The sequence below is a fragment of the uncultured Castellaniella sp. genome (genome assembly GCF_937988725.1).
GTDB lineage: Bacteria > Pseudomonadota > Gammaproteobacteria > Burkholderiales > Burkholderiaceae_B > Castellaniella.
Window position 1 is genome coordinate 174,658 of the sequence record NZ_CALKHS010000004.1, and the last position, 16,499, is coordinate 191,156.

Consider the following 16,499-nt stretch of genomic DNA (forward strand, 5'->3'; position numbering starts at 1 on the left):
CGAGGGACCTGCTTCTGATGACGTCGAGCCATACCCTGGGGCTTGTCGAAAGGGATGGCCAGAACGTTTTAACCCTGAAGGATCTTAGCATGCGCCTGTATCGGCAAGGTCCGGAATCCCGGCGCCTGGCCTGGATCCGCCGTCCTACGGTCGCCGGGCGCGACACGCCAGCTTGACCCAGGGGGCGGCATGGAAGACGCCCATCAGCAGGTACATGAAGCTCATGCCGCTCAGGGGCGATGCGCCCGTCATGCCCAGGCAGGTGATCGGCTCCGCGCCGCCCGGAATCGCCGTCAGCAGCGCCATCAGCGCGAATGTCGGCGTCGCGGCGAGATGCAGCCACTCCGGCAGGCCCGGCCTGCGGTCGTCCGGCGGGCTTGCCTCGCCGGCCTGGCCCTTGCGATGGATCCCGATCATCCCGTTTCTCCTGGGCGGCGTCAGCCGCAGCACCCGTGCTTGACGGCGTCCAACAGGCCGTCGATCGAGCCGGACTCCGTAGGGGCCTCCGCTTCCGGCTCGTAGCGGTCGTGATGGCGGACCCATTCCATCTTGTATTCCACATCCCTTTCGTCGCGGCCTTTGGGGGTGAGGTCGAGCATCCGGTAGGCGCCCATCATGTCTTCCACGCCGCGGCCATAGCGCGAATAGGTGTGGAAGACCTCGCCCGCGTCGTCCCTGAAGAAGACGCTGATGCCCGGCCACTCCTCGTACGCGTAGGGCCAGCCGCCGTAGTTGTAGTCGACGTGGCCGCTGGCCACTTCCTCGGGCGTGAAACTGACTTTGAAGTCGTAGTTGAAGTCTGTGCCGTGCGAAGACGCCCAGGTGAATCGCCATCCCATCCGCCGGCGGAAGCGCTCGATCTCGGAAAGCGGCGCGCGGGAGACGGCCGCGAAGGTGATGTCTCGATGGGCCAGGTGCACGATCATGCCGTCGTTGTGGTCGGCCATGAAGGAGCAGCTCGGACACCCCTGTTCCCAGCCGGGGGCGAACATGAAATGCTGGATGAGCAGCTGGTGGCGGCCCTCGAACAGATCGGCGAGCGAACGCGGACCGGCGGGCGTGTCGAAGACGTAGTCCTTGTCGATGCGGACCCAGGGCAGCGCCCGCCGCTGCCGCGCCAGTTCGTCGCTCCTGCGCGTGAGATCCTTCTCGGCCGCCAGCAATCTGACGCGCGCCGCGATCCATTCCTCGCGTGTTACGGTTTCATGTGCGATCATCGTTTCGCTCCTTCAATGTCATCAGGTCATTGAAGCGTAGTGCCTCTCGGCGACCCCAGGGGAGTGACAAGTTTGGCGGGAATCCGATGGACTCTCTGATCACCGCGGCGGCGCGGGCCCTAGCCCGGGGCGATCTGCTCGGCGCGCTCAATCGGGTCGCGCTCAGGGACGATCCGCCCGCGCTGGCGCTGCGCGGCATCATCATGGCGCAGCTCGGCGACTTCGGGCTTGCCAAGGCGCTGCTCAAGCGCGCCGCCCGCGCCTTCGGCCCGAAGGAATCGGTCGGCCGGGCGCGCTGCGTCGTGGCCGAGGCCGAGATCGCGCTGGTCTCGCGAGACCTGGGATGGCCGGAAAAAGCGCTGGATGCGGCATGGGCGACGCTGGACGCGCAGGGCGACGTCGCCAATGCTGCGCATGCCCGCAATCTTTCCGCGCGCCGCCATTTGCTGATCGGCCGCCTGGACGAGGCGGAGCGCCTGCTGGCCGGGCTCGATCCTTCGCTGCTCCCGCCCGCGTCGCGCGCCGCGTACGAGCTGACCGTGGCCGGGGCCGCCATCCGCCGTATCGAGACGCGTGAAGCGCGCGCCGCCTTTTCCCGGGCTGCCGAGGCCGCGCGGCGAGCCGACATTCCTGCCTTGACGGCCGAAGTCGCCGGCGCGGCCCGTGTTCTCGATGCGCCGGCGGCTCGCCTGATCGCGGGCGGCGAGGAACGCCTTGTCCGTCTCGGGGACGTGGAGACGCTGCTGGGATCCGATGTCCTGGTCGTTGATGCCTGCCGGAACGTGGTGCGCGATCGTCGCGCGGTGGTGTCGCTCGCGTCGCGTCCGGTCCTGTTCACCCTGGTCCGCATTCTGGGCGAGGCATGGCCCGCCGGCGCGCCGAGGGATATCCTCATCGAGCGCGCCTTTCGCGCCCGGCACGCCGACGAGTCGCATCGGGTCCGGCTGCGGGTCGAGATCGCGCGGTTGCGCGCGGAACTAGGCCAGGTCGCGGAGATTTCGGCGACGGCGGACGGTTTCGCGCTGGCCCCGCGCCATGCGGCAAGGGTGGTCACGCTGGCGCCGCCCGTCGATGAACCGGATGCGGACGTGCTCGCCTTCCTGGCCGATGGCGAGGCGTGGTCCAGTTCCGCGCTGGCGGTCGCGCTGGGTTCGAGCCCCCGCACCGTGCAGCGGGCGCTCGAACGGCTCTCGGCAGCCGGGAAGGCGCAATCCTTCGGCGGCGGCCGGGCGCGGCGCTGGACGGCGCCGTCCGTGCCCGGCTTCCCGACAATATTGTTACTCCCAGGCCCTTTGCCGGGCGCCTAGACTATGGGCATCAGCAACCCGACCGGGCGATCGCCATGAAACACTCCCAAGCCGACATCCTTCGCGAATATGGTCCTTTTCCCGGCGCCAGCCAGGTCCATGGCCTCACCTTCGACGGCCGGCACGTCTGGTTCGCCAGCGGCGACCGGCTCAATGCCCTCGATCCCGAGACCGGCAAGGTCGTGCGCGTGATCGATGTCGCCGGAGATGCGGGGACTGCCTTCGACGGCACGCATCTGTTCCAGATCGTCGACGACCGCATCCTGAAGATCGATCTGCAAAGCGGGCGGGTGCTCGCCGCCATTCCGACGCCGGGCCATGGCGGCGATTCCGGTCTGGCCTGGGCCGAAGGTTCGCTCTGGGTCGGCCAGGCCCGCGGCCGCAAGATCCATCAGGTCGATCCGGAGACGGGCGATGTCCTGCGCACGATCGAGTCCGACCGCCTCGTCACCGGCGTCACCTGGGTCGGCGGGCAGCTCTGGCACGGCACCTGGGAGGGCGACGAGAGCGACGTGAGGCGGATCGACCCCGAGACGGGCGAGGTCATGGAACGGATCGGGATGCCCGCGGGCGCCGGCGTGTCGGGCCTGGAAGCCGACGCGGCCGGCCGATTCTTCTGCGGCGGCGGCGACAGCGGCAAGATACGGGCCGTCCGCCGGCCGCAATCCGCTTGAGGCGAACTGATTCCGGCTCAGAACCCCAACAGGACCGCCGCGCCGCCCGCCAGCATGCCCAGGAACACGATGCCGGCGATCATGACCGCCAGGTCCGCGCGGCGGAATGATTTGGCCACCATGGCCAGCGAAGGCAGGCTCACGGGCGGCAGCGTGACGAGCAGCGCGGCGGCCGGGCCGGCCGCGACGCCCAGCGCCAGCATGGCCTGGACGATGGGGACTTCGCCGGCGGTCGGGATGACGAAGAGGAGTCCGGCAATGGCGGCACCCGCGATCCACAGCAGGCTGTTGTCGATGCTCATGTCCAGCACCGGGAACAGCCAGGCGCGGGCGGCGCCCAGCAGCAGCACCAGGATCAGGTATTCGGGCAGCAGGCGCAGCGCCATGCCCGTGAAGGCCCGCGCCCAGCGTCGCAGCATGGAGTGGACATCCATGGGCGCGTCGGCATCGCAGGCGTCCGTGTCCATGCCTGCGGGGGTCGACGCCAGCGGAGCGCTGGAACGGTTCAGGCGGTTCACCAGCCAGCCTAGCCCCAGCACCATCGCCAGGCCCGCGGCCAGCCGCAGCCCGGCCCATTGCCAGCCGAGCACGAAGCCCATGAACACCAGCGTGGCCGGATTGAGCATGGTGTTGCCCAGCCAGTAGGCCGCGGTGGCGCCAGGGGCCGCGCGGCACTGCCGCAGCCCGTTCACCACGGGGGCGGAGCAGCAGGTGCACATCATGCTGGGAATGGAGAGCAGGCTGCCCGTCAGGACGCTGCCCGCGCCGGAACCCCCCAGCCAGCGCCGGATCCATCGGGGCGGCAGCAGGGCCTGCAGGGCGGATCCCAGCAGCAGCCCCAGGATCAGCGCCTTCCAGATCGCACGCCCATAGGCCAGGGCGTAGTCCAGGGCGGCCTGCAGCGAGGGCGCGGGGAGCATGCCGTCGCTGCCGTTCAGGATGGAGCCGCCGATGGAGCGGGTCTGCTCCGCGACGAAGATCCGGTCGTAGTAGGGCGACCATTTCACGTAATACAGGCCGACGAGCGCGATCAGGGCGAAGACGCAGAGCCCCCAGAGAGGATGCCGCGCGTGCGGGGCGGAGGGGCGGCCGGTCATCGCGGGCTCCCGGGACGGGGAAGGCGGGCGCGAGGGGAAACAGCGCGTGCGGAAGGACGCGTTGTCGTCGAGGGGGATCGTTCAGGCATGGTCGGAAGGCGGGCAATGAAGGGGACCGTGCGGCGCCATTGTGGCGTCGGGGCCGGCCGCCATCATAAACCATGCCGTGCCGGAAGCGGCGGAGCGCGCGGGTCCGGGGAGCGGGACTGGAGGAGGGTCGGACGCGAAATGCCGGCGGCGCGGCCGCCGCGTTCAGCGGCCGCCCTTTTCATCCCCGGGCCCGCGGGGTTCCCGCTGCAGCGCGACGTTCGTGCGTTCCGGCTCCACCGCGCAGACCCCCTCCACGGTCGAGAGTTCCGTCAGATGGTCTTCCTCGATGCTGCCGGCGATGGCTCCGATCGTCGCGAGTTCCCGCTCCACGTCCAGGCCCGCCTGCCGACAGCGCTCGACGACGAGCCGGTAGCGATCGCGCCAGTCTTCGTGGATCAGGACGGTCAGGTGGATCCGGGACATGATGTCAGCCCCTGGATTGCGAGGCGGCGCCGGGCGCCTTCACCAGGCCGGCGCCCACGTCGCGCGGCGGCGCCTGCAGCTTTCCGGCGGCCTCCGTCAGGCGTTTCAGCAGCCGGTCGGCGCGGGCATCGGGATCGGCTTGCGCATGGAGCGCCGCGACGCCCGCGACGAAGGGCGTCGCCATGCTGGTGCCGCTCAGCGTCTGGTGCAGTTCGGGGGCCGGCCAGGAAGACAGGATGTCGACCCCCGGGGCCGCCAGATTGATTTCACCGCCGTCGCCCTGCAGGCCGCCGTCCGAGAAAGGCGCCACGGACAGGTCTTCCGCAAGGGCGCCGATGGCCGCGATGGACGGGCAGTTGGCCGGGTGGCCCACGGGCGCGATCCGCCCGGGGCGCTCGCTCTCGTTGCCGGCGGCGGCGACGATGAGCGTGCCGGCGGCCAGGGCCCGGCGGGCGACGCCCTCGAAGACGGCGGAGTAACCCTGTCCCGGCTCGACCGGGCTGCCCAGCGACATGGACACGATGGCGCAGCCTTGCTCGACGGCCCAGTCGATGCCCTCCAGGATCCCGCCGTCGGCGCCGCTTCCATCGTCTCCCAGGACCTTGCCGATATACAGATCCGCCTCTCCGGCCACCCCGTAGCGGGGCTGTCCTTTCGGTTGCGCGGGCCCTGCGGCGATGCCCGCGCAATGGGTGCCATGGCCGTTGCCGTCCTGCACGGGCTGGCCCGGCACGAAAGAGCGGCTTTCGATGGTGCGGCCGGCGAAATCGGGATGCGTCAGATCGAGCCCGGTGTCCAGGATGGCGATGCGGACGCCCTTGCCCGTCTGCCCGGTCGCATCGGCGCCGACCGCGCGCACGCCCCACGTGGCTTCGGCCGCCGCGCCGGCCCGGCGCCCGGTGTCCGCGATGGCGTATACGGTGCGTTCGGGCTCGACGGCCAGGATGGTGTTGCCGCCGGCCGCCTCGGCCAGGCGCGCCTGGGCCTGTTCCGTGCAGCGCACGAAGGCTACGCCGATATGGTCGAACACCAGGGCGCAGGCGTCGTCCAGCGCCTCGGTCGCGGCGCTGGATCGGTGGCGGATGGAAACCTGGGCGAGGCTGCTCAGGTGCTGGATGCTGGCCTGCAGATCGTCCTGGCCCAAGAGAATCAGATAGCGTCCGGTTACGGACCGGGCGCCGGCGTTGATGCGTGACATGGCACTCTCCCGCTGGGGTGGCGATGAGTCACCATAGCATGGGGGAAATCTTCGAAATAGCGGCAGTAAAGTGTTTTTGCAATAAATTCACCGTCGAAACATGCCTGTTGCGCGCAACTCGTAACAGGCATTGATATCATGGCGGCTGTTCCACCTGAAAGACGCTTCATGAAAAAGACTCTTGCCATCTGCTCCCTGGTCCTGATGCTGGGCGCATGCGCCCAGACGCCGTCGACCGCTCCTTCCGCGCCGGATTCCCCCGCCATGACGATCACCACTCCCTTGCGCCTCGATGCCCGGACCCTCGCCGCCTACGATTGGCGCCTGGTGGATGGCCGGGATGCCCAGGGGCGCGACATCGCGGCGCTGGGGGCGGGCGCCGACAGCCCCGCGCGTCTGGCGTTTTCCGACCAGGCCATCCGGGTGCTGGGCGGCTGCAATACGCAATTTGGCGGCTATGCCCTGAAATCGGACAGTCTGCGGATCCAGGGGCTGGCGAGCACCATGAAGGCCTGCGCGCCCGATCTGATGCGGCGGGACCAGGCGCTGGCCGGTCTGCTGAAGGGTTCCCTGGCGGCGCGCATCGGCGGCCAGCCGGGAGATCCGTCCCTGGCGCTGACGACGCAGGCCGGCGACGTGCTGCGTTTCGCCGGCAAGCCCACTCCCGAGACCCTGACCGGCAGCCGGGGCGTCGTCGAGTTCCTGGAAGTCGCCCCGCGGACGGTCGCCTGCAATCATCCCCTGATTCCGGATCACCGCTGCCTGAGCGTGCGTGAACGCCGATACAGCGACGCGGGCATGCTGCTGCCGGCGGCTGGGCCCTGGCATCCGCTGTATGACACCATCCAAGGGTACACGCACCAGGACGGCGTCGCCGCCATCCTGCGGGTCAAGCGCTATGACTGGAAGAACCCGCCGGCGGACGCGTCGTCGGTGCTGTACGTGCTGGATCTGGTCGTGCAGCAGGGGCGCTGAGCGGCCCGGACGACGGCGGGGCCGTCAGGCCTCGGGCGGTTCCAGGGCGTCGCGCCACAGGGTGGGCCGGCCCAGGTACCGCTGGATCGGCAGGGCGCCCCAGGTGCCGTCCCGGTGCATCAGCACGGCGGGAAAGCCGGTGATTCCGAACGCGTGCATCAGCGCGCGGGTGTCGGCGACGTGGGCTTCGCAGGCGTCTCCGGACATGGACTGGAAACGCGCCTTGAATGCGTCGCCGGGCAGGCCGATGTCCTGGGCCAGGCGCTGCAGGACGGCTTCGTCGGCCACGGCGGCGCCTTCGACGTAGTGGCCTTGCTGGATGCGATGCAGCATGCGCAGGCCCTGGCCGTCCAGCGATTCCGCCGCCAGGATGGCGGCGGTGGGGGGCGCGGAATCCAGCCAGACCGCGTCGTCGCGCAGCAGTCCGTTGAAATAGGCGTCCCCGAAAGGCTGGCCCGACAGCTGGGCGATGCGGCGGTCCATGGGAATGACGTGTTCGCGCCAGTCGGGCGTGATGCGCCGGCGCATGGAGCCGCTGAGCATGCCGCCCGCATGCAGTTCGACGCGGATGCCCCGCACCCGGCTGGCGGCCTGGACCAAGGGCGCCACGGCATAGCACCAGCCGCACAAGGGGTCGAAGACGTAGTGCAGGGTGGTGCCGTCGGAGGCGGAAGAGGCGGCGTGCGTGGGTGCGGCGGACATGGGGGGCGTGAATCCGGGTATCGGGCCGCCGGCGCGCTGGTGCGGCGGTGCCGTATTCTCTGATATTTGAGCGCGGTGATAAACGGCATAATGTGAGCATCTTTGTTGCATGGGATGCGCATATCATGGACCGCTTGATGGCCGCTCGGGTATTCGTCACCATTGCACAACGCGGCAGCCTGACGGCTGCGGCCTCCACCCTGCAGATGTCGCGGGCCATGGTGACCCGGTACCTGGCCGAGATGGAAAATTGGGCCGGGGCGCGCCTGTTCCACCGCAATACCCGCCATCTGGGGCTGACCCTGATCGGCCAGCAGATGCTGGACCGCAGCCTGGGATTGCTGACGCTGGCCGACCAGCTGCCCTGGCGGTCGGTGGATGAGGACGCGCAGATGCAGGGCGTCCTGCGCGTGGCCTGTCCCCAGGCCCTGGCGCAGACGCTGCTGGCGGGGCTGGTCAGCCGGTTCCTGGCGCTGCATCCCGAATCCGCCATCGAATTGCTGGTGGCCGAAAGCACGATGGACCTGGTGGCCGAGGGCATCGACATGGCTGTTCGCGTCAGCAATTCCCTGGATCCCGTCCTGATCGCCCGTCCGCTGGGGGTGTGCGGTTTCGTCCTGTGCGCGGCGCCCGCCTACCTGGCCCGGCGCGGGCGCCCGGCCGGCCTGGGAGACCTGGTGGACCACAACTGCCTGACCTACACCTATTTCGGCCGCAGCCTGTGGCGTTTCACCCTGGGGGGCGAAATCGTGGAGGTGCCGGTCAGCGGCAATCTCAGCGCCAATGACAGCATGACCCTGCTGAGCGCCACCCAGGCGGGGGCGGGCATCAGCCTGATGCCCTGGCCCGCCGCCAAGGCTCCGGTGGCGCGGGGCGAACTGGAAATCCTGCTGCCCGAGGCCGAGCCCCAGAGCCTGGGCATCCATGCCGTCTATGCCAGCCGGGAACACCAGTCCGTGCTGATGCGCCGGTTCCTGGATTTCCTGGTGGATGCCTTCGCGCGGCCCGAGGTGTCCCGGGGGGTCGCGCAGGCCTGTTGATTCAGGCGGCGGCCGGAGCGGCAGCCGCGCGGGCCGCGGCGGACGGCGGCACCCCGCGATGCCGCAGCAGCCGCAGGCCGTTGCCCACCACCAGCAGGCTGGCGCCCACGTCGGCGAATACCGCCATCCACATGGTGCCCAGTCCGGCGACCGTCAGGACCAGGAAGACCGCCTTGATCAGCAGGGCCAGAGCGATGTTCTGGATCAGGATGCGGTGCGTGGCCCGCGACAGGCCGATGAACCAGGGGATCTTGCGCAGATCGTCGTCCATCAGGGCGACGTCCGCCGTTTCGATGGCGGCGTCCGTGCCCATGGCGCCCATGGCGAAACCGATGTCGGCGCGCGCCAGCGCCGGCGCATCGTTGATCCCGTCCCCCACCATGCCGACCGCCGCGCCGCCGTCCGTCAGCCGGGCGACCGCCTGCAGCTTGTCCTCGGGCAGAAGATTCCCTTCGGCGCGGTCGATGCCGACCTGGGCCGCGATGGCCGCCGCCGTGTGCGGATTGTCGCCCGACAGCATGGCGGTGCTGACCCCCTGGTCGTGCAGGGCGCGGATGGCGGCCGCGCTGTCGGGTTTGACGGTGTCGGCCACGGCGTACAGGGACAGCACCTGGCCGGCGTCGGCCAGCATCACGACGGTCTTGCCTTGCCGTTCCAGGGCTTCCAGCCGCGTTTCCAGCGCCGGGGAGCACAGGCCCTGCTCGTGGATCAGCCGGTGATTGCCCAGCTGATAGCGGACCTGGTCGACCCGCCCCTGCGTGCCGCGTCCGGGCAGGGCTTCGAAGTCCGTGATGGCCTGCGCTTCGCCGGCCGGCGCCAGACCGGGTGCGCCATCCGGGGATGCGGCCAGGCCTTGGGCGACGGCGCGGGAGACCGGATGGTCGGAATGCCCGGCCAGGCCGGCGGCCAGCGCGTGGACGCGGGCGGCGTCCTGGTCTCCCAGGGTCTGGCTGTCGGTCAGCACCGGGCGGCCGTGGGTCAGGGTGCCGGTCTTGTCCAGCGCGATCCAGCGCAGCAGCCGGCCTTGTTCCAGGTGAACGCCGCCCTTGATCAGCACGCCGTGGCGGGCGGCGGCGGCCAGGCCGCTGACGATGGAGACCGGCGTGGAGATCACCAGGGCGCAGGGGCAGGCGATGACCAGCAGCACCAGGGCCTTGTAGATCCATTCGTGCCAGCCGCCCAGGCCCAGCAGCGGGGGCGTCACGGCGATCGCCAGCGCCAGCAGCACCACCAGCGGCGTGTAGACGCGGGCGAAGCGGTCCACGAAGCGCTGGGTGGGCGCGCGGGCGGACTGGGCCGACTCGATGGCGCGGATGATGCGCGCCAGGGTGGATTCCCCCGCGGCCGACAGCACCTGGTATTCCAGGGCGCCCGATCCGTTGATGGTCCCGGCGTAGACCGGGTCGCCGGGGGCCTTGTCGATGGGCAGGCTTTCCCCCGTGATGGGCGACTGGTCGATGGCGGAGCGGCCCGACAGGATCCGGCCGTCCAGGGCGATGCGCTCGCCCGGCCGCGCCCGCACCCGGGCGCCAACAGGCACCGACGCGGCCGCCACGTCCCGCCAGCTTCCGTCGGGCTGCAGGACGCTGGCCTGGTCCGGGGTCAGCTGCATCAGTCCCTGGATGGCGTTGCGCGCCCGGTCCAGGGACAGGGCCTCGATGCGTTCGGCCAGTTCGTACAGCACCATGACCATGGCGGCTTCCGCCCATTGGCCCAGGAACAGGGCGCCGGTCACGGCGATGCTCATCAGGGCGTTGATGTTCATCTGCCCGTGGCGGATGGCGGTCCAGCCTTTGCGATAGGTGCCCAGGCCGCAGCCCAGGACGGCCAGGATCGCCAGCGCGGCGGGCACGGGCCAGGGGGCGTCCATCCAGTGCGCGGCTTCGGCGGCCAGCGCGGCGGCGCCGGCGGCCGCCAGCGGCCACCAGGGGGCGGGGGCGTCCTTGACGGGCGCCGCGGAATCGGCGGCCTGTTCGGGGGTGAAGCCCAGCGCGCGGATCGTCTGCAGGATGGCGTCCAGGGCGTCCGGCGCGTGGACCACCGTCAGCACCCGCTGCATCAGATTGAATTCCAGGTGCCGGACGTCGGGGCGGCGGCCCAGGGCCTGCCGGATCAGGGCTTCCTCGGTCGGGCAGTCCATCTGCAGGATGCGCAACTGGGTGCGCAGATCGGCGCCCTCGGCCGTCGAGGGCGCCAGCGCGGCCAGCGCGGGGGCCGGGCCGGACGCGCCGTTGCAGCAGGCGTCCGCGCCGGTCCCGGGCGCCGCCGGGTGCGCGTGGGGCTGGCCGTCGTGACCGTGCGCGTGCCCGTGCCCGTGTTCGTGTTCATGGACGTGGCCCGGCGCGGCCTGCGGGCGGGGCGGCGGCGTGTCGGAATGCGGGGTGTGCGGCATGGCAATGGCTCGTGATACGTTCTATGATGGCAGTAGACACCTTGTAGTCGCTACAAGGTCAAGCCACCCGCCGCGAGGAGTTCCGCATCATGAAAATCGGTGAATTGGCCAGTGCCGCCCGCTGTTCTCCGGAAACCGTCCGCTTCTATGAAAAGGCGGGCCTGCTGCCGGCGCCCCAGCGCAGCCAGGGCAATTACCGGCAGTACGGCCCGGCGCATCTGGAACGCCTGCGCTTCATCCGCAATTGCCGGGGACTGGACATGGCCCATGAGGAAATCCGGGCCCTGCTGGGCATGGTCGATCATCCGGCGCGGAACTGCGGCGCCATCAATCATCTGCTGGACGAGCACATCGCCCACGTGCAGGTGCGCCTGCGCGAATTGCAGGACCTGCGCCGCCAGCTGACGGGCCTGCGCGCGCAGTGCCAGGCCGAGCAGGCCGTGGACGCCTGCGGCATCGTCCAGGGGCTGGCGAGCATGGAAACCGCGGAAAAGCCGCCGCACGCCACGCACCTGTGACCGAAGCGTCTTGCCGGGACCCGGTCGTCGATCGGAAGGAACCCTATACCGGGTCGAAGTGCGTCATCACGTCCAGGACCGGCAGGTCCGCCATGACCCGTTCGCGCGCGGCGACCGCGATCGCATGGCCCTCGACGATGGTCAGCCGGCCGTCCATTTCGATGTCCACTTCCACCCAGATCATGTCGCCCATCTTCCGGGTGCGCAGGTCGTGGATGCCGCGCACGCCCGGCGTGGCCAGGATGCGTTCGCGGATGGCCTGTTCAGTGTCCCGGTCGGCGGCGCGGTCCACCAGGTCGTTGAAGGCCTGCCAGGAAAACTTCCAGCCCATGCGGATGATCATCAGGCCCACGATCAGGGCGGCCAGCGGGTCGGCCAGCGGCAGGCCGGCCAGGTTGGCTCCGACCCCCAGGGCGACCACCAGGGACGAGGCGGCGTCCGAGCGCGCATGCCAGGCATTGGCCACCAGCAGGGTGGACCGCACCCGATGCGCCACGCGCAGCAGGTAGCGGAACAGCAGTTCCTTGGACAGCAGGGCCAGCAGGGCCACGTAGAAGGCCGCCGTGTGGACCACGGGGATCAGATCGGGGGCCTGCAGGCGTTCGAAGCTGCGCCACAGCATGCCCAGGCCGACGATGGCCAGCAGCAGGCCGATGCCCAGGGTGGCGGCGGTTTCGAAGCGCAGGTGTCCGTAGGGATGGTCGGCGTCCGGGCCTTTGGCGCTGTGCTTGTTGGCGAACAGCACGATGCCGTCGGACACCAGGTCCGACAGGGAATGGATGGCGTCGGCCACCAGCGCCTGGGATTGCGCGAACAGGCCGATCGCCAGCTGGGCGCCGGTCAGCAGCAGATTGACCCAGACGCTGACCCAGGTGCTGCGGCGGGCCGCCGCCTGGCGTTCGGGCGTCTCGGTGTGGGCATTGGACAGGAGTGACATGGCCGTCAGTATACGGTCGGCCCGGGCGGGACGGTGCAGTACACTGGATTCCGTGTCGGTCGATCGGGATTGCCCCCTGCATGCGGTTTCATGTTCCTTCCGTGGTGGAGCGCGGCATGCGCCTGATGCGCCAGTTCCCGTGGCACTGGCTGATCGCCGCGCTGGTCGCCGTCGACGGCTATCTGTTCCTGCAGCCGCTGTGGCAGGTGATCGGCAGCCAGGGCCTGATGCAGGCGCTGCAGGTGCGCGACAGCGCCAGCGTGACGGCATTCCTGGATTCCGGCGGCATCGCCCAGATGTCGCGCCTGATGCTCGGCCTGGGCGTGCAGGTGATGGCCGTCGGCCTGCTGTATCGGGCCCGCATCGCCTGGGCCATGAGCCTGCTGCTGTTGGCGGTGGTGGGCACGTATTCGCTGTGGCGCGGCCAGGGGCACCTGGGGCTGCTGGTCTACACCGTCGTGCTGGTGGTGGTGCTGATCGGCTACTGGCGCCATTTCGACCGAGCCAGCCTGACGGCCGGCAGTCTGTTCGCCGTGCTCAGCGTCGCCAGCCTGCTGGTCTATGCGGTCTTCGGCGTCCTGTACCTGGGCGACGAGTTCTCCCCGCCGGTGCACGATCCCGTCACGGCCCTGTATTTTTCCATCGTGTCCATGTCCACCGTGGGCTACGGGGACATCAGCCCGCACACCGATGCGGCGCGGCTGTTCACGATTTCCATCATCATTCTGGGGATCACGGTCTTCGCCACTTCCATCAGCGCCGTGGTCGGACCTTTGATCGGGGGCAACATCCGGCGGCTGATGCGCGGAAGGGTTTCACACAGCATGCGTAAAAATCACATCATTCTGGCGGGGGTCAGTCCTTTGGCCCAAAGCCTGCACGCCGCCTTGCGCCAGCGTGGCCACGACGTGACGGTGATCGTGCCGTCCATGGACGGCCATCCGTATCCCGCGGACGCCGACCTGCTGGAAGGCGACGCCTCGGAGACCGCTGTCCTGCAGCAGGCGGGCGCGACCCATGCCCGCTACATCCTGGCGCTGCGCCAGGACGATTCGGAAAACGCCTTCATCGTCATGGCGGGCCGCGAAGCCGGGGGATCCGACACCAGGCTGGTGGCCCTGGTGAATTCGCCCATGCACCTCAGCAAGATCCGCCGCGTCAATCCCGACATCGTGATTTCCCTGCAGGCGCTGGGCAGCGAGATCCTGGCGCGCACGCTCAGCGGAGAGGCCATCGACGAAGCCCTGATCACCCGCTTGCTGTTCGGGGAAAAGACGCCCGATCCGGGCTGATCCTGGCCTGTGCGGGCCGGGACGCCCGATCCGGCCGGATCAGTGGATCCGCATGCCCGGCTGCGCGCCTTCCCAGGGTTCCAGCACGTAGATGCCGGGATTTTCTTTTTCGTCGGCGTGGCTGGCGGCCAGCACCATGCCTTCCGAGACGCCGAAGCGCATCTTGCGCGGCGCCAGGTTGGCGACCATCACGGTCAGCTTGCCGGCCAGGTCTTCGGGCTTGTACATGGACTTGATGCCGGAAAAGACCTGGCGCAGGCGGCCTTCGCCCACGTCCAGCGACAGGCGCAGCAGCTTGTCCGAGCCTTCCACTTCCGCGCATTCGACGACGCGGGCGATGCGCAGGTCGATGCGGGCGAAATCCTTGATGTCGATGGTGTCGGCGATCGGCTCGCCGCCCGGGACGGCGGCGGGCGCCTGGGGCGGCTCGAACAGGGCGTCCAGCTGCGCCGGGTCGACGCGCTGCATCAGGTGCTTGAAGGCGGCGATGCGCGTGGGCAGGCTGTCGGCATCGGTCCAGACGTAAGCCTGTTCGCGGCCGAACAGTTCGCGGGCGACGCGGTCCGTCAGCGCGGGCAGGACCGGCGCCAGCATGACCGACAGGGCCTGGAACCCCGCCAGGGCGCGGGAACAGATGTCCTGCAGCGCGGCCTTCTGCGCGGGTTCGGCCTGGGCGAAGCCCTTGGCCAGCACCCAGGGCTGGGCGGCGTCGAAGGCCTGGTTGATCTTGTCGGCCTGCGCCATGATGCGGCGGATGGCGCGGCCGTATTCGCGGGCCTCGAAATCGGCCTGGACTTCGGCGGCGCAGGCGCGCAGTTCGGCGCGCAGGGCGTCCGTGTCGCCGGCATAGGCCAGGGCGCCGTCGAAATGGCGGGTGATGAAGGTGGCCGCCCGGCTGGCGATGTTGACGTATTTGCCGATCAGGTCGCTGTTGACCCGCGCGATGAAGTCGTCCGGGTTGAAGTCCAGGTCTTCCACGTGCGCGTTCAGTTTCGCCGCGATGTAGTAGCGCAGCCATTCGGCATCCATGCCGATGTCCAGGTAACGCAGCGGGGAAATGCCCGTGCCCCGGCTCTTGGACATCTTTTCGCCGCTGACGGTGATGAAGCCGTGCACGTGCAGCATGTCGGGGACTTTCCGGCCGGAGAACTTCAGCGTGGCGGGCCAGAACAGGGCGTGGAAGTAGACGATGTCCTTGCCGATGAAGTGCACCTGCTCGGTGTCGCCGTCCGGCGCCAGCAGGGCGTCGTAGTCCAGCCCCTGCTTGCGGCAGTAGGCCTTCAGGGACGCCAGGTAACCCACGGGCGCGTCCAGCCAGACGTAGAAGTATTTGCCGGGCGCGTCCGGGATCGGGATGCCGAAATAGGGCTCGTCGCGCGAAATGTCCCAGTCGGCCAGGTTGGCCTCGGCGCCTTCGGCCGTGCCCAGCCATTCGCGGGTCTTGGCCAGGACCTCGGACTGCAGCCGGGCGGCGCCGTCGGATCGCCGGCCGTTGGTCCATTCCTGCAGGAAGGCCACGCAGCGCGGGTCGGACAGGCGGAAGAAGAAGTGTTCGGACGTGCGCAGCACCGGCCGCGCCTTGGTCAGGGTCGAATACGGCTCGATCAGTTCGGTCGGGCTGTAGACGGCGCCGCAGACTTCGCAGGAATCGCCGTACTGGTCCTTGGCGTGGCAGCGCGGGCATTCGCCCTTGATGTAGCGGTCCGGCAGGAACATGCCCTTGACCGGATCGTAGAACTGCTCGATTTCCCGGGTGTCGATGAAGCCGGCCGCCTTCAGGGCGCGGTAGATGTCCTGGGACAGTTCCACGTTTTCGGGCGTGTCGGTGCTGTGCCAGTGGTCGAAACGGATGTGGAAGCCGTTCAGGTACTTCGGCCGTTCGCCGGCATAGCGGGCGACCAGCGCCTGCGGGGTGATGCCTTCGGCCTGGGCCTTGAGCATGATGGGGGCGCCGTGCGCGTCGTCCGCGCCCACGAAATGCACCGTGTGGCCCGCCATGCGCATGGCGCGCACCCAGGTGTCGGCCTGGATGTATTCCATGATGTGGCCGATGTGGAAGGACCCATTGGCGTAGGGCAGGGCGGTGGTGACGAAGATCGTGCGCGACATGGCGGGCGGGCGGAAGGTCGAAAAGTGTTGATTCTATCAGCCCGCCCTCAGAGCCGTGGCGAAGGGCCGGACGCCCGGCCGGCCCTTTAGTGGATGGAGCCCGTCAGGGAATTTCACGCATTTCGATGTCCGTGACGTCGTGGCGGCGCGCCTGGGTGTCGGTGCGCTGCCAGGCGCCCGGGCGCTGCGGCATCGGCGGACGGCGGCGTTCGGCCCAGTAGGCCTTGACCCCGAAGGGGCGGCCCTGCAGGCGGGCCACGATGTAGAGGATGCCGATGGCGAGGACCGTCGAGGCCATGAAGACCATGGCCATGATCAGGCCGAAGAAGGCCAGGATCAGAAACAGGGCGGCGCGCAGGATTTGTTGAATGAGATTCATGAGAATGAGACCTGTAGGGCCGGAAAAAGTTGCATGCCGTGAGGCGGGGCCGCCCGGCTCGATCCGGGCAGGGGCGCGATCACATGCATATTGGGGTCAATCCGTGGATTTCCAGGGGAATCCGCTATGCTTGTGGTTTCGATAGTCTT

At 69.2% G+C, this 16,499-nt stretch carries 16 protein-coding genes; 6 read left to right on the forward strand and 10 right to left on the reverse strand.

What is annotated here, in order from left to right; all coding sequences use genetic code 11:
* Nucleotides 1–144 precede the first annotated feature (144 nt).
* On the reverse strand, nucleotides 145–417 hold the full coding sequence (locus Q0263_RS04335; protein WP_298013666.1) for a hypothetical protein: 273 nt from the start codon (nucleotides 415–417) through the stop codon (nucleotides 145–147).
* Between the two features lie 20 nt (nucleotides 418–437).
* Nucleotides 438–1,217, reverse strand: coding sequence for a DUF899 domain-containing protein (locus tag Q0263_RS04340; protein WP_298013668.1), 780 nt, complete (start codon nucleotides 1,215–1,217; stop codon nucleotides 438–440).
* An 86-nt stretch (nucleotides 1,218–1,303) separates the two neighbouring features.
* Between Q0263_RS04340 and Q0263_RS04345 the strand changes: the two genes are divergently transcribed.
* Nucleotides 1,304–2,524, forward strand: a complete 1,221-nt coding sequence (locus Q0263_RS04345; RefSeq protein WP_298013670.1) for a helix-turn-helix domain-containing protein — start codon at nucleotides 1,304–1,306, stop codon at nucleotides 2,522–2,524.
* Between the two features lie 35 nt (nucleotides 2,525–2,559).
* Nucleotides 2,560–3,198, forward strand: coding sequence for a glutamine cyclotransferase (locus Q0263_RS04350; protein WP_298013672.1), 639 nt, complete (start codon nucleotides 2,560–2,562; stop codon nucleotides 3,196–3,198).
* A 17-nt stretch (nucleotides 3,199–3,215) separates the two neighbouring features.
* Here the strand turns inward: Q0263_RS04350 and Q0263_RS04355 are convergent, their stop codons facing one another.
* The 3 genes from Q0263_RS04355 to Q0263_RS04365 form a co-directional block, all read right to left on the reverse strand.
* Nucleotides 3,216–4,295, reverse strand: coding sequence for a permease (locus tag Q0263_RS04355; RefSeq protein WP_298013674.1), 1,080 nt, complete (start codon nucleotides 4,293–4,295; stop codon nucleotides 3,216–3,218).
* Nucleotides 4,296–4,547: 252 nt separating this feature from the next.
* Complete coding sequence (locus Q0263_RS04360; RefSeq protein ID WP_298013676.1) at nucleotides 4,548–4,808, reverse strand: hypothetical protein; 261 nt, start codon at nucleotides 4,806–4,808, stop codon at nucleotides 4,548–4,550.
* 4 nt (nucleotides 4,809–4,812) lie between these two features.
* Nucleotides 4,813–6,006, reverse strand: a complete 1,194-nt coding sequence (locus tag Q0263_RS04365; RefSeq protein WP_298013678.1) for a S8 family serine peptidase — start codon at nucleotides 6,004–6,006, stop codon at nucleotides 4,813–4,815.
* 168 nt (nucleotides 6,007–6,174) lie between these two features.
* On the opposite strand from Q0263_RS04365, the gene Q0263_RS04370 reads away from it, so the two are divergent.
* Nucleotides 6,175–6,981 (forward strand): META and DUF4377 domain-containing protein, encoded by an 807-nt coding sequence (locus Q0263_RS04370; RefSeq protein WP_298013680.1) that lies wholly within the window; start codon nucleotides 6,175–6,177, stop codon nucleotides 6,979–6,981.
* A gap of 24 nt (nucleotides 6,982–7,005) precedes the next feature.
* Here the strand turns inward: Q0263_RS04370 and Q0263_RS04375 are convergent, their stop codons facing one another.
* Nucleotides 7,006–7,683: a DsbA family protein gene (locus Q0263_RS04375; protein WP_298013682.1), complete on the reverse strand. Its 678-nt coding sequence runs from the start codon at nucleotides 7,681–7,683 to the stop codon at nucleotides 7,006–7,008.
* Between the two features lie 125 nt (nucleotides 7,684–7,808).
* Between Q0263_RS04375 and Q0263_RS04380 the strand changes: the two genes are divergently transcribed.
* Nucleotides 7,809–8,723, forward strand: coding sequence for a LysR family transcriptional regulator (locus Q0263_RS04380; RefSeq protein WP_298013684.1), 915 nt, complete (start codon nucleotides 7,809–7,811; stop codon nucleotides 8,721–8,723).
* A gap of 1 nt (nucleotide 8,724) precedes the next feature.
* On the opposite strand, the gene Q0263_RS04385 is transcribed toward Q0263_RS04380, so the two are convergent.
* Nucleotides 8,725–11,115, reverse strand: coding sequence for a heavy metal translocating P-type ATPase (locus Q0263_RS04385; RefSeq protein ID WP_298013686.1), 2,391 nt, complete (start codon nucleotides 11,113–11,115; stop codon nucleotides 8,725–8,727).
* Nucleotides 11,116–11,204: 89 nt separating this feature from the next.
* On the opposite strand from Q0263_RS04385, the gene cadR reads away from it, so the two are divergent.
* Nucleotides 11,205–11,633 (forward strand): Cd(II)/Pb(II)-responsive transcriptional regulator, encoded by a 429-nt coding sequence (cadR, locus tag Q0263_RS04390; RefSeq protein ID WP_298013688.1) that lies wholly within the window; start codon nucleotides 11,205–11,207, stop codon nucleotides 11,631–11,633.
* A gap of 43 nt (nucleotides 11,634–11,676) precedes the next feature.
* On the opposite strand, the gene Q0263_RS04395 is transcribed toward cadR, so the two are convergent.
* Entirely contained in the window at nucleotides 11,677–12,570 is an 894-nt protein-coding gene (locus Q0263_RS04395) for a cation diffusion facilitator family transporter (protein WP_298013690.1), read from the reverse strand.
* Between the two features lie 116 nt (nucleotides 12,571–12,686).
* On the opposite strand from Q0263_RS04395, the gene kch reads away from it, so the two are divergent.
* Nucleotides 12,687–13,862 (forward strand): voltage-gated potassium channel protein, encoded by a 1,176-nt coding sequence (kch, locus tag Q0263_RS04400; protein WP_298014213.1) that lies wholly within the window; start codon nucleotides 12,687–12,689, stop codon nucleotides 13,860–13,862.
* Between the two features lie 39 nt (nucleotides 13,863–13,901).
* Here kch and metG read toward each other — a convergent pair whose 3' ends face one another.
* Together metG and Q0263_RS04410 are read right to left on the reverse strand one after the other, a co-directional pair.
* Entirely contained in the window at nucleotides 13,902–15,971 is a 2,070-nt protein-coding gene (metG, locus tag Q0263_RS04405) for a methionine--tRNA ligase (protein WP_298013692.1), read from the reverse strand.
* A 103-nt stretch (nucleotides 15,972–16,074) separates the two neighbouring features.
* Nucleotides 16,075–16,350, reverse strand: coding sequence for a hypothetical protein (locus Q0263_RS04410; protein ID WP_298013694.1), 276 nt, complete (start codon nucleotides 16,348–16,350; stop codon nucleotides 16,075–16,077).
* Nucleotides 16,351–16,499 lie beyond the last annotated feature (149 nt).